12 protein-coding genes are annotated in these 13,139 nt (G+C 55.1%); 4 read left to right on the top strand and 8 right to left on the bottom strand.

The window, feature by feature from the left end:
- The first annotated feature begins 12 nt into the window (after positions 1–12).
- A complete protein-coding gene (locus ACTZWX_RS09265; protein WP_444713689.1) occupies positions 13–1,452 on the top strand; it encodes a dihydrolipoyl dehydrogenase in 1,440 nt (479 codons plus the stop codon).
- A 22-nt stretch (positions 1,453–1,474) separates the two neighbouring features.
- Here the strand turns inward: ACTZWX_RS09265 and ACTZWX_RS09260 are convergent, their stop codons facing one another.
- On the bottom strand, positions 1,475–1,750 hold the full coding sequence (locus ACTZWX_RS09260; protein ID WP_444713688.1) for a DUF2061 domain-containing protein: 276 nt from the start codon (positions 1,748–1,750) through the stop codon (positions 1,475–1,477).
- A gap of 223 nt (positions 1,751–1,973) precedes the next feature.
- Here ACTZWX_RS09260 and ACTZWX_RS09255 point away from each other — a divergent pair, with 223 nt between their 5' ends.
- The 3 genes from ACTZWX_RS09255 (at position 1,974) to ACTZWX_RS09245 (ending at position 5,510) form a co-directional block, all read left to right on the top strand.
- A complete protein-coding gene (locus tag ACTZWX_RS09255; RefSeq protein WP_444713687.1) occupies positions 1,974–2,447 on the top strand; it encodes a Dps family protein in 474 nt (157 codons plus the stop codon).
- A gap of 168 nt (positions 2,448–2,615) precedes the next feature.
- Positions 2,616–4,280: a choice-of-anchor I family protein gene (locus ACTZWX_RS09250; RefSeq protein WP_444713686.1), complete on the top strand. Its 1,665-nt coding sequence runs from the start codon at positions 2,616–2,618 to the stop codon at positions 4,278–4,280.
- A gap of 204 nt (positions 4,281–4,484) precedes the next feature.
- Positions 4,485–5,510, top strand: a complete 1,026-nt coding sequence (locus tag ACTZWX_RS09245) for a porin (protein ID WP_444713685.1) — start codon at positions 4,485–4,487, stop codon at positions 5,508–5,510.
- Between the two features lie 58 nt (positions 5,511–5,568).
- On the opposite strand, the gene ACTZWX_RS09240 is transcribed toward ACTZWX_RS09245, so the two are convergent.
- From ACTZWX_RS09240 to ACTZWX_RS09210, 7 genes are all read right to left on the bottom strand, one after another.
- The gene (locus ACTZWX_RS09240; protein ID WP_444713684.1) at positions 5,569–6,693 is read right to left on the bottom strand and encodes an NAD(P)/FAD-dependent oxidoreductase; all 1,125 of its coding nucleotides are present in this window, start codon (positions 6,691–6,693) and stop codon (positions 5,569–5,571) included.
- On the bottom strand, positions 6,693–8,006 hold the full coding sequence (locus ACTZWX_RS09235; RefSeq protein ID WP_444713683.1) for a class I SAM-dependent methyltransferase: 1,314 nt from the start codon (positions 8,004–8,006) through the stop codon (positions 6,693–6,695). The genes ACTZWX_RS09240 and ACTZWX_RS09235 overlap by 1 nt, the downstream gene beginning before the upstream one ends.
- Positions 8,007–8,169: 163 nt before the next feature.
- Positions 8,170–9,468 carry a TRAP transporter large permease gene (locus ACTZWX_RS09230; protein ID WP_444713682.1) on the bottom strand — a complete coding sequence of 433 codons (1,299 nt, stop codon included), beginning with the start codon at positions 9,466–9,468 and terminating at the stop codon, positions 8,170–8,172.
- A complete protein-coding gene (locus ACTZWX_RS09225) occupies positions 9,465–10,010 on the bottom strand; it encodes a TRAP transporter small permease subunit (RefSeq protein WP_342631259.1) in 546 nt (181 codons plus the stop codon). The genes ACTZWX_RS09230 and ACTZWX_RS09225 overlap by 4 nt, the downstream gene beginning before the upstream one ends.
- 100 nt (positions 10,011–10,110) lie before the next feature.
- Complete coding sequence (locus ACTZWX_RS09220) at positions 10,111–11,187, bottom strand: TRAP transporter substrate-binding protein (protein WP_444713681.1); 1,077 nt, start codon at positions 11,185–11,187, stop codon at positions 10,111–10,113.
- 171 nt (positions 11,188–11,358) lie between these two features.
- Entirely contained in the window at positions 11,359–11,817 is a 459-nt protein-coding gene (locus ACTZWX_RS09215; protein ID WP_444713680.1) for an ATPase, read from the bottom strand.
- 140 nt (positions 11,818–11,957) lie between these two features.
- Positions 11,958–13,028 (bottom strand): acyltransferase family protein, encoded by a 1,071-nt coding sequence (locus tag ACTZWX_RS09210; RefSeq protein WP_444713679.1) that lies wholly within the window; start codon positions 13,026–13,028, stop codon positions 11,958–11,960.
- Positions 13,029–13,139: the final 111 nt, after the last annotated feature.

The raw sequence follows: 13,139 nt of genomic DNA, 5'->3' as shown, positions 1-13,139 counted from the left end.
CCGGGAGGCAAAATGAACAAACGTGAGGTGGATGTGGCCATTATCGGTGCCGGGACTGCCGGTATGGTGGCGTACCAGCGGGCTCGTAAAGCCACCGACAAAGTGGTTTTGATCGAGGGAGAACAGTACGGCACCACCTGCGCGCGGGTGGGCTGCATGCCCAGCAAACTGTTGATTGCCGCTGCCGAAAGAGCCCACGACCTGAAAACCGCCGATGACTTCGGTGTGCTGGCGGGTGATGTACGGATTGATGGCCGGCTGGTCATGGAGCGGGTGCGGGCAGAGCGGGACAACTTTGTGGCACCGGTGGTTCGGTCCATGGAAAAACTGCCGGAGGAACACCGATTGATGGGCCATGCACGGTTTGTCGACAGCCACCGGCTAGTGGTTGGCGAACACACTGAAGTGCATGCCGATCGCATTATCATTGCCACCGGCTCCCGACCTAACGTGCCGGGCATCCTGAAAGAAGCCAAGGACCGGTTAATCGTTAACGACGATGTGTTTGACTGGCAGGATCTGCCGGAATCTGTAGCGGTATTCGGCCCCGGTGTCATCGGCCTGGAACTGGGCCAGGCACTGAGCCGGCTGGGCGTGCGGGTTCGGCTGTTTGGGGTCAGCGGTGGTATTGGCGGCCTGCGGGACGAGAAAATCCGTGACTATGCGAAGGGCGTCTTCGGGGAAGAACTGGCACTGAGCCTGAAGGCGGAGACCCGCAGGGTCGAACGCACTGAGGGCGGTGTTCGCGTTACCTGGCTCGAGAACGGCGAGGAGCATCAGGAAACCTTTGACTATCTGCTGGCGGCCACCGGCCGCCGTCCCAATGTGGATAACCTAAATATCCAGAATGCCGGCATTGAACTGAATGACCGGGGCATGCCGGAGTTTGATCCCTACACACTGCGCTGTGGCGAAAGCCATGTTTTCATCGCCGGCGATGTGAACAACCATCGGCCTCTGCTGCATGAGGCAGCCGATGAAGGCCGGATCGCCGGCGACAATGCCGCAGCGTATCCGGAGGTACGGACCGGCCTACGCAAAACCCCGATTGCCGTGGTGTTCAGTGACCCGCAGATTGCCTCCGTCGGGCTGACCGTGCACCAGGTGGATGAGAAGTGCCAGGGATGCTTCGCCGTGGGTGAGGTGAGCTTCGAGAATCAGGGCCGCAGCAAGGTAATCGGTAAGAACCGGGGGTTGCTCAGGGTGTATGGTGAACACGGCAGTGGTTTGTTCATGGGCGCAGAGATGTTTGGCCCGGCGGCGGAGCATATCGCCCACCTACTTGCCTGGTCGGCGCAGCAGCGGATGACGGTCAGTCAAATGCTGGAAATGCCTTATTACCACCCGGTGATTGAGGAAGGCTTGCGTACCGCCCTGAAAGACCTGAACCGGAAACTGAAGTTGGGCCCGGAGCCTGCAGAGGGTTGTATGGACTGCGGGCCGGGGGTCTGATCCGGCCCACAGTTGATCTGAATCAGCAGCTTTGGGCGGTATTTTGTCGTACGCTCAAAGCGTTAGCGGTTGCATTCCGCTGGTGCCGTGCCCATATCTTCTCATGGAAGAAGTAAGCAACGGTGTTGATGGTTGGTTCTACCATGGCAATCAGGCTGCCAATCATGATATCCCCGGTCAGCAGGTAGGCCACGGAGAACGCCACCACAAAGTGAGTGATCGCAAAGGTGATGGTTTTCACCAGTGACTGGTCAACTGTGGCACTGTGGTTGTGAACAAACAGTTTCAGCGCGCTCATGATCAACTCCATAAATGTAACGTCTATGGATTCATTAAAGACTAAACGAGAATTGTTTCCAAATAGATCGTGTGATTGTCGTCGATAGTGAAGGGCTATGGCCTTCGGCTTTATGATATAATCTGGCGCTATCGCAGGTATTGAAGAACTAAACTTCAGCTATACCCAATGAGTGGATAGAGTAAGTAATATCAAAACCCAAACGCGAATCAGGAGGTTCAACATGGGTAAGAATTTTATTGGTCTGGACACCGAAAAAACCCAGAAGCTGGCGGACTCGCTCAACGAGCTTCTGTCCAATTACCAGATTTTTTACATGAATGTTCGCGGCTACCACTGGAACATCAAAGGCTCCAACTTCTTTGAACTGCACGCCAAGTTTGAAGAGTTGTACGATGACCTTCTGCTGAAAATTGATGAAATTGCCGAGCGGGTACTGACTCTTGGCCACCGTCCGGCACATGCATACAGCACCTACATCGAGAAGTCCGATGTGCCGGAGCGCAAAGACGTGTCTGACGGTAAAGAAGCCATGGGCAATATCGTGGAGAGCTTTGCCAAGCTGATCGCCAAACAGCGTGATCTGCTGAATCTGGCTGGCGAAGCCGAAGATGAAGGCACCGTTGCCCTGATGAGTGACTATATCTCTCAGCAGGAAAAAACTGTGTGGATGTACCGGAGTTACCTGGGGCAGTAAAGCCTGTGTTCACGCTTTAAAGCGAATGGCGGCCAGTTGGCCGCCATTTTTGTGTCGGTGTAACAAATCTTACTCTGAACTGTCTTCAATCTGACGCTTTCTTGTCATGCAGCCTTTATAGGGTGTGTCGTGAAATGACACATTCGCAAAGTAAATGAGGTTTGTATGATGTTTTCCAGAACTCTTCTCAGTACAGCAGTGCTGGCGTCCGTGATTGGACTTGCCGGTTGTGATGGTGATGATGGCCGTGATGGGTTAGACGGGCAGGCAGGCACCAGCCAGACCTTGATCGAGCTGAATGTCCTCGGTTCCTATGCCAGCGGCATCTTTGGCGAAAGTGCAGCAGAGATCGTAGCCCACGATCCCGGCACGCAGCGGTTGTTTGTGGTGAATGCCGCATCGGCCGACATCGATGTACTTGACGTGAATGACCCGGCTAATCCCCTCCTGTTGAGCACAATCGATACCTCCTCTGACGGTGGTGAAGCCAACAGCGTTGATGTCAAAGACGGCCTGGTGGCCGTAGCGATTGCCGCGCCACTACGCACGGATAACGGCCGGGTGGTTTTCTACGATGCGGTCACTCTGGAGCAGTTGTCGGAAGTCACGGTTGGAGCGCTGCCCGATATGCTGGTGTTTACTCGTGATGGTCAGAAGGTACTCGTTGCCAACGAAGGGGAGCCCAGCGATGACTATCTGATCGATCCTGAGGGATCCGTCAGCATCATAGACCTTTCTCAGGGGGCAGCGAATCCAACGGTCACCACTGCAGATTTCACGGCGTTTAACGGCCAGGAAGAAGCTCTGCGTGAGCGTGGTGTGAGAATTTTCGGGCCGGGAGCCAGTGCCGCTCAGGATTTCGAACCGGAATACATTGCGCTCTCCGCTGACGGTAAAACCGCGTGGGTTGCGCTTCAGGAAAACAACGCCGCCGCGGTACTGGATATTGAAGCCGGGGAGATCACGGAAATTCTGCCTTTCGGGTTCAAAGATTTCAGCATCCTGGGTAATGAGCTGGATGCCAGCGACCGTGACGGTCGGATCAGTATCCGTAACTGGCCGGTATTCGGGATCTACCAACCAGACGCCATTGCCAGCTATGCGTTCAATGGCAAGACCTACTATATCACCGCTAATGAAGGTGATGCGCGTGATTACGCGGGTTGGAGTGAAGAGTTCAGGGTCAAGGACCTGACCCTTTCCGGTGATTTGGCAGACTGGGTGGGCTTGCAAGATGACGAGAATCTTGGTCGTTTAAGAGTGACCTCCACCCTGGGTGTCAGTAATGGTTGTGATCCCTCTGACCTTGCCACAGATGTGGAGGCCGAGTGTGAATACGACACACTGTATGCGTATGGCGCCCGCTCTTTCTCCATCTGGTCGGAAGAGGGTCGATTGGTGTTCGATAGCGGCAGTGAGTTTGAGCGGATTACAGCGCGGGTGGCTCCGGAGTTCTTCAACAGTAACAACAGCGCCAATAATTTCGAAGCACGCTCCGATGACAAAGGGCCAGAGCCTGAGGGTGTCACCGTTGGTGTGATCAATGGTCAAACCTTCGCTTTCATTGGTCTTGAGCGGGTTGGCGGTATCATGGTGTACAACGTGACCAACCCCCAAAATCCCCAGTTTGTTCAGTACATCAACAATCGGGACTTCAGCGTAGCCAACGACCAGATCGAGAATGGCCTGGTGGGTGATCTGGGTGCGGAGGGACTGACATTTATCTCCGCCGAGAACAGCCCGAACGGAAAACCCGTTCTGGTTGTAGGGAACGAAGTCAGTGGAACAACCACTCTGTTCGGTATCGATGTCATCGAGCTGTCGGCGAACTGATTGGTTCTATTTCTTCGGTAAATTCTGACCTGACAAACCCTGTCCCATGGACGGGGTTTGTGCATTTTACTCGCAACCCTTTGCTAATGTTCAGGTTTCACATAACTGACATATATGGTTAACAAATCGTTCATAAACCATCGCCATAGTGACATCACGAATTTCAACACCGATCAACAATGATCACTGATGGAGAAGAACGTAATGAAAAAGCAATTGCTGGCACTGGCTATCGGTTCCATGGTTGTCGCGCCGTCTGTGGCGATGGCTGATAAGGGCCCGATCGTATACGGTAAAGTGAACGTTTCTTATGAGAATCAGGATAACGGCGCTGAGGATCAGTGGGAGCTGGAAAGCAACGCCTCTCGTATTGGTGTTAAAGGCGAACTGGACCTCGATATTGAGAATGTCGTTGCTATCTATCAAGCTGAATTCCAGGTCGACGTGGATGATGGTAATCGCGGTGGAAGTAACAGCAGCCCATTTTCTCAGCGTAATATCTTCGGTGGCTTCAAACACAGCCAACTGGGCACTCTGAAGGCTGGTAAGTTTGATACCCCTTTCAAGGTTTCTCAGGGTAAAGTAGACCAGTTCGGTGACCTGCGTGGTGACATCAACGAAATCGTGGGTGGCTCTGAGCGTCCCAGCAACATCATTCAGTACACCACTCCGAAACTGGCTGAAGTTATTACCCTGAACCTGGCGATGATTCCGGGTGAGGGTGACGAGGACTTCGCAGATCGCCGTGATGGCGTTGCTGATGGCTTTTCAACCTCTGTAGTCTTCGACAACGGCATGCTTTACGCATCAATGGGTTACGATTCTGAAGTTGAAACGAATCTCTTTGACTTGGGCGATAGTGATACCTTGGTAGATGCCCTTCACGTTGCAGCCAAGCTGAATATTGAGAACTTCGAGTTGGGTGCGCTGTTCCAGCAGTCTGAAAACTCAGATTCTGCGTTTGATGGCGGTGATTTCGAGGACACCACTTACATTCTGAGCGCGGCGGTTAAACTGGATCGCTGGAAGCTGAAAGCCCAGTACGGCATGACCGATATGGATGCTTCTGATGATGACCTGACTCTGATGGCCGTCGGCGCAGATTACAAAGTTGGCAAGAGCAGCAAGATGTTCGGTTATTTCGCCAAGGTTGAAGCGGACAAGAACACAGGTCTTGCGACTGACGACACCACTTTCGGTATCGGCTTCGAGCACAAATTCTCCATGTAATACCCTTTTCATGTAGCGTCATTTCGCCGGGCCCCAAAAAGGCCCGGCTTTTTGCGTTTCAGACCGCCAGTTTCAGGGTGGGTATATCCTGATGCAGGAACCATTTTTCGGTCACTACCTTGCGGGTGAACCAGTGTGAACGCATCAAGGTGCTGGCGACCGGCTGTTTTAGCCATTCCGGTAATTCCCATCCGGGTTCCTGCTTGCCCGCACGGTTGCCAAAGCGTTCGGCAATGCGCTCACCGTAGTGCTGGAGCGAGACCGCAGAAAAGTCTGAGGCGTTAAGAATGACGTCGGCGGCAATCAGGGCAGATTCAATGGCCGGCCGGATACCCTCACCGCTCTGGGTATAGGCCAGCCCTGCTGCGTCGCCGATCAGCAGCACGCCGTCGTCTACCAGTGGCCGGTCGGCATGGGCATAGAGCAGGTAGGCGTGGCCCTTGAACCGGCCAGGCAGGTCGGCCGGAATTCGTCCTTCCTGCTTCATGTCGTCCACAAAGGCTTCGAGATGGTCCGTCAGCCGGAGATTGTCTTCACGCCCCAGGCCAATGTTCAGGAAGTTACCTTTACGGAACACCCAGGCATAACCCTTGAGATCCCGGCAGAACCAGAGTTCCGGGGTATCCCCCCGGGATTCACAGGCATCGGCCTGTTCCGGTGTCATCTCAAACTCCACTTCCTTGGCGGCCACCACCGTCTCGTGTTTACCGGGGCCAGTGCCCAGTAGTCTGGCAACCGGGCAGAAGTGGCCCCCGGCGCCGATCAGAAGCGGCGCCTGCCACTGCTCGTTGATCACCCAGTTGCCGTTGTTCCGGACGATGGATTTGACCGGTGTGGCCAGTTGCTTCGGAGAGTTTACGCGGTCGAGCAGGAAAGCGTCGAATTCGCAGCGGCGTATGCCATAGCTGACAATGCCGTGGTGGTCATTCTCCACGGCAGGTTGCCCCATCATGCCGATGCGGAAACGACGAATGGGTTGAAGAGTTCGGCCATTGGCGTAATTCGCCGGGTTGATGTCCAGGCTCTCCATAACGGTAGGTGTTACCCAGCCCGCGCAGGTTTTGTCCCGGGGGAAGCTGGCTTTGTCGATGACCAGTACATTCTTCCCGGCATCCTCCAAGCTATGTGCCAGGGTGGAACCGGCCGGACCGGCACCAACAATGATCACATCGTAGTGATCCATCAGTTGCCCTCCGGTGTTGCCGGAAACGCATACAAGTCCTGCCGGCTCTGGGGCAGCTGGTTGTTATCGCCATGGGTAAACACCACCTGGAACAGCTGCAGAGAACCGGCCCGGAATGCCGCAATGGAGCCCGCCAGATAAAGCCGCCAGGCGCGGGTGAAGTGTTCGTCGTACATCTCGGTAACGCGCTCGGCATTGGCTTCGAAGCGCTCCGTCCAGTGGCTCAGGGTCTGGGCATAGTGCAGCCGCAGGTTCTCCACATCCAGCACCGAGAAGTCGCCGCGCTCACAGATTTCCATAAACTCGCCGATACTGGGAGGGTAGGCGCCGGGAAAGATCCGCTTCTCTATCCACGCATTCATTAGCATGGGCCGGTTGCGCCCAATGCTGTGGAGCAGGGCTATGCCGTTGGGTTTCAGGCTGCGCTTGATCAGCTCCGACAAGGCTTGGTAGTTTTCCTTGCCAACATGCTCCAGCATGCCAACCGAGACGAATGCGTCATACTGGCCGGTGATGTTGCGGTAGTCGTCCTCGACATAGGTAATAAGATCATCGAGCCCTTGGCGTTCAGACTCGGCCTGGGCGTATGCCAGTTGTTCACGGGATATGTTGAAGGAGTGAACTTTCACGCCGTAGTTGCGGGCCATATAACGGGCCAGGCCGCCCCAGCCACAGCCAGCTTCCACCACCGTCATGCCGGGTTTCAGGCGCAGTTTCCGGCACACATGCTCCAGCTTGGCCAGTTGCGCCTGCTCCAGGGTTTTGTCTGTGCTTTCATAGTAGGCGCAGGTGTATTGCATTTCTGCCTGATCCAGCCACAGCTGGTAGAACTCGTTGCCCAGGTCATAGTGGTGGTGAATGTTCTCCTTTGCCTCGGAAATGCCGGTTGAGCGGGGGTTGTGGTTGCGCCAGAGCGCATCCAGCCATCGGGGCCATTTCTGGCGGGCCGCGTGGACCGATCGGTACAGGCTTTCCATCAGGTCTGGCAGGTCGCCATCGATCTCCAGGCGGCCAGCACTGTAAAGATCACCAAACGCCAGGTTGGGGTTGGCGACCAGGGAATAAAGCGCTTTGTGGTCCTTCAGGTGCAAGGTAAACCGGGCCGGGCCCTGCTCTGGTTCAATAACATCGCCGTTCCAAAGGAGGAACCGGATCGGCGGTGACCCCGCCATGCGCATCAGTTTGGCAATCAGCCAGCGCTCGTAGTTGTGGGGTTCCCGGTCAACCTGGCCATTCTCCAGCGGCAGGCTCAGAACATGGGCTTTGTAGTGTTTGTCGGAATAGTCCGTTTTGGGGGCTGTACCCTGTGCCATGAAACCTTTCTCCCTTCAAAGTGCGTTACTCGGCGTCTTCCCGAATGCAATGCTGAGAGTCGCGTTTCTGATTCAGTATAGGAAATGATCAGACTTTGTCAGGTTTGAAGCAAAAAGGCAGGAAGGGGCAGGGTCGGGCTGCTGGCCAGACCCTGCACAGGGGTCAGTAAGTGGAGCTCATGCCGAACCACTCCGGGAAGATCACGATCAGTGCCAACACCAGAATCTGGATCATTATGAAGGGCACGATGCCCTTATAGATGTCGATGGTTCGGACATTCGGCGGTGCTACCCCCTTGAGATAGAACAGCGAAAACCCGAAGGGTGGGGTCAGGAAACTGGTTTGCAGGTTCATGGCCACCAGAATGGCAAACCACAGCATGTTGATGCCCAGAGCCTCTGCCACCGGTGCCAGAATGGGCACGATGATGAAGGAAATCTCCACGAAGTCGATGAAGAAGCCGAGAATCAGGATGACCAGCATGGCCAGAATGATGAAGCCCCACTGCTCGCCTGGCAGCATCAGCAGCCACTCTTCAAGCAGGTAGTCGCCACCGGTGTAGCTGAACACCATCGAGAAGGCCGTCGCGCCAATCAGAATGGCAAAGACCATGGCGGTCACGCTGACGGTGTCTTTTGCCGCATCCCAGACCATTTTGAAGGAGAACTGCCGGTAGATCAGAGCCAGCACCACCGCGCCGATACCGCCCAGGGCGGAAGACTCAGTGGGGGTGGCAATGCCGGTGAAGATGGATCCAAGCACCACGATGATTAATGCAAGCGGGGGGATAATTGCCAGCAGGGCGTCGCGTATCTCTTTGCCCCGGCTAATGCTGTCGTCATCCTTGGGCATTGCAGGTGCGGTCTGCGGCTTTAACCGGGTAAGGATAAGTATGTAAACGATGTACAGGCCGATAAGAAGCACGCCAGGTCCCACGGCGGCCCGGAACAGGTCGCCAACCGGCAGCCCAAGTACATCACCCAGAATGATCAGAATGATGGAGGGGGGAACTATCTGCCCCAGAGTGCCAGAAGCGCAAATCGTGCCGGTTGCCAGCCGTTTGTCGTATTTGTGCGCCAGCATGACCGGAAGTGATATCAGGCCCATGGCCACAACGCTGGCGCCCACCACGCCGGTCGAGGCGGCCAGCAGCGCGCCCACAAGAATGGTGGAAATAGCCAAACCACCCGGTAAGCCGCCAAACAGACGACCCATGGAGGTGAGCAGTTGCTCAGCCAATTTGGTGCGCTGCAGTACTACCCCCATAAATATGAACAAGGGCACCGCCATCAGTACCGTATTCTGCATCACGCTCATGATGCGGTACGGCATGAAGGCAAACAGGTCCATGCCCTCGGCATAGATGCCGAACACCAGGGCCACACCACCAAACGTAAAGGCTACAGGGAAACCGAACATCAGCATGATCAGGGCCACGCCGAACATAATCATACCAATCATGCCAGGCCCCCCGCGCTATGCTCGCCGACGTATTCTTTCTCGCCCGACAGTACCCGGATGGCATAGGTCACCATATTCAGACCGGCGGTGGCCATGAATACGGCACTGAGAGGTATCACCGCTTTGATCACCCAACGATGAGGCAGGCCGCCCGGGTCGCCACTGCCTTCGCCCATTTGAAAGGAATCGAGAGCGAAGCTGTAACCGTAACGGCCAATGAGATAAGCAAAGGGAATGACAAAAATCAGGGCACCCAGAATGTTGACCCAGGCCTTGGTCTTGTTGCCCCAGCGGGTATAGAACACGTCTACCCGAACGTGGCCATCCGTGCGCAGGGCGTAGGGAATACCCAGCAGAAAAACCACGGAATACAGATGCCATTCCATTTCCTGCATGGCGATGGACACATCGTTGAAGACGTAACGGGCAACGACATCGTAAAAAACGTTCACGGCCATCAGGATCATGGCCAGGCAGGCGATCACGCCGCACAGTTTCGAGAGCCAGGCCAGGCTCTTGTCGAGTTTGATTATCCAGTACATGGAACGTCGTCCTCCGCAAAGCGGATGCGTATCTGTGAAACGAAAAAACCGGGATCACTGCGTTGAGCGATCCCGGCTCTGTTACTTCAGTGCCTTAACGTTACTCGATTTCAGCCATGGTATTGAGATAGGCGTTATCAGAAATGCGAGTGTAAGCACGGGAATCCCGTTGGTAGTCCTCAAGAGACTTTACGATACGCGCGGCCTGCTCATTGTTGCCGGCGGCTTCCTTGAGCAATTTCTGATTGGCGTCATACATGGCCTGGAAAACATCGTCCGGGAAGTTCTTGATCTGCACGTTGGGGTAGTCTTGCTTGATGTTAGCCCACGCCTTGGCGTTTTCATGCTGGGAGTGAATCAGCATATCGTAGGCTGCAGTACGCATGGCAACGCGCAGGATTTCCTGCAGGTCTGCTGGCAGGCGTTCCCACACGCGTTTGTTGATCAAGAACTGCAGTTCGGTGGCAGGTTCGTGCCAGCCGGTGTAGTAGTAATCTGCGATCTGGTGGAAGCCCAGACGGAGATCAAGTGCTGGACCTACCCACTCCAAGGCGTCGATGGTGTTACGCTCCAGGGCAGTATAGAGTTCGCCCGGGGCGATGTTGGTGGGGTTAACGCCCACTTCCGCAAACACCTCGCCGGCAAAACCGGGGATGCGCATTTTCAGGCCTTTCAGGTCGTCCAGTGACTTGATTTCGTTGCGAAACCAGCCGCCCATCTGGTTGCCCGTGTTACCGCCGGGGAAGGACAGCATGTTGTGAGGTTCGTACACCTCTTGCATCAGATCCATGCCCTCGTCGTAGTAGAACCAGGCGTACTGCTCAAGGGCCGTCATGCCGAAGGGCATACTGGTGAAGAACAGCGTGTTGGGTACCTTGCCTTTCCAGTAATAGGAAGCCGAGTGGCCCATGTCGTATTGACCGGCTTTAACCATGTCGAATACACCAAACGGGGCCTTGTGCTTATTGGCAGAATCGATGCGGATTTTCAGCCGGCCGTTGGACATTTTTTCCGCCATCTGGGCCATGCTTTTGGTGGCCTCTCCAAATATCGGAAAATTAGGTCCCCAGGTTTCTGCAAGTTTGAGGGTGAAGGTGTCTTGGGCGAGCGCCTGAGTGGCGGCAAAGGTAGTTGCCACAGCCAGCACAGCCGCGGAAAGAACAGAACGGATCTTCATTGCTCTTCTATCCTCTTGTCTTATTGTATTTGTCGTTTCCGATGGACCCGGTTCCCTTGAGGAAACCACCGTCCGGACAGTCTAGTTCAGGTTAGCAACTACCGCGGTCGTTCTGCAGCAAAAAATAACCTATGTACGACATAGGTCTAAGGTCATTGGGAGGAGAGAAGTTTACACATCCTGCATGCGGCCGATCTGGCTGGCCATGCGCATGGCCTCGTGTTCCTCGAGGGATTTCAGGTCTTCCAGCAGGGTTTTGGCCTCGGGAATCTCGGCCTTACCAATCAGGTTGTCATACAGGTTCATTACCTGGTCGTGGAAATCGAAAATTTCCCGCGCAATGCCGGCAAAATCCAGATCGTTGTAGTGGGTGTCGCAGGTGCGTTCATTCTCGATAGGTTTGTGCACGCCATAGTCGTAAAGGCGGGTGTTCATGGCTTTCGAATCGGCCTGCTTTTCGTATTCTTCCACGGCTTTTGCCAGCAGTTGCTCGTGACGACTTATGTAATCAAGCAGGGCACTGGCTCGCTCATCTTTATTCAGGGCGGCAGATTCGTGCAGGCAGCGGCCCAAATGGGCGTGCAGTTGCCGGGTCCAGTCGATCAGGTCTGAAAAGGTTTTGATTTCCATATAAGTAAACTCTCTTCAAAATGAAGTGGTTCGACAATTTCCTGTAAGTTTAGACGATATTTTCCACCTTCCATGTTGGCGGACTTTTGATCGGGATCAGGAGCTTGATGGATCCTTCAAAACCTTTTTATTTCCTGCTATCAGCCCCGTCCTGATTGTTCTTGAGGGCGCTCCGCCCTAATGACCGTGCGTGCTGTCGGCGTCGGCCGTTTGGCGCGCCATTGTCGGTAATAGGCCAGGGCTGGCTTCTCGATGCCGGAGTGCAGGACAGCGGCCAGGGCAATCGCCACAGCCAGTGCCAGCACTACCCCCAGTTGTCCCGGAAGGCCTGCCTGATAGGTCAGGTCGATCAGCCCATAGCCAATGTTCTGATGAACCAGGTACAGCGTATAGGAAATGCTTCCCAGCCAGAGCAGGCTGGGGCGTGACAGCACATTCAGGTGGCCGGCGACCGCCAGTGCGAAAATGCCGTAGCAGGCCAGCGCGAAGATATTGAATGGTGCTTTGTAGGCGACCAGGCAATGGCCGATGCTCACGGCCAGCAGCACAATATCGATGGCAGGCAAGCGGCGATCATGATAGGCCCGGTAGATCACCATGCCGCTGATAAAAAGTGGCGCATAGCGAACAAACAGCAAATCTTTCAGCAGAAAATCCAGGGCATCCGGAATGGCCTTCCACCAGATAACGCCGGCATAACTGACCAGCACCCAGGCCCAGAGTATCGGCCGAATCCTGCGCCAATCGCCCAGGCCATAGAACAGAAGGGCAATCCACACATAGAAGGTAGCTTCAATCACCAGGCTCCAGTATGCACCGTCAACGTGGGGGTAGCCCAGGTATTCGTGCAACAGCGTCAGGTTCATCAGTGCCGCATCGAAGCTAACCATACGATCCTCCGGCCCGAGCCAGTGGACCATCAGATAGGTGAGCGCAATGCCTGCCCACAGGGCGGGTAACAGCCGGAACGCTCGGGCCAGGGCAAACTGCCGCCAGGATTGTGTGCGTTCCAGTGTCATGAAAATGACAAAGCCGCTGAGCATAAAAAACAGGTGCACGCCATAGCGCCCGAAATCCAGGAAACCGGGGCTGTTGAATGAATGGCCGTAGAGCTTTTGGTAGTAAGGCAGGTAATGGAACAGAACCACAGCCAGAGCCGCGAGGCCACGCAGGGCGTCCAGAGCTGTCAGGCGATTTCGGGCATCGTGCATGGTGAGCCGGGTTCCGTTGTGAGCGAGCTAGCAGTTTATCCTGCCGGCTGTCGGGCGCCTATCGCCGGAGTATACGATTGCCTTGCCGGCCACTGACGTTTCGTTCATGGT

Source organism: Marinobacter sp. NSM (assembly GCF_052380025.1).
GTDB lineage: Bacteria > Pseudomonadota > Gammaproteobacteria > Pseudomonadales > Oleiphilaceae > Marinobacter.
This window is presented reverse-complemented; position numbering and strand designations above follow the sequence as displayed.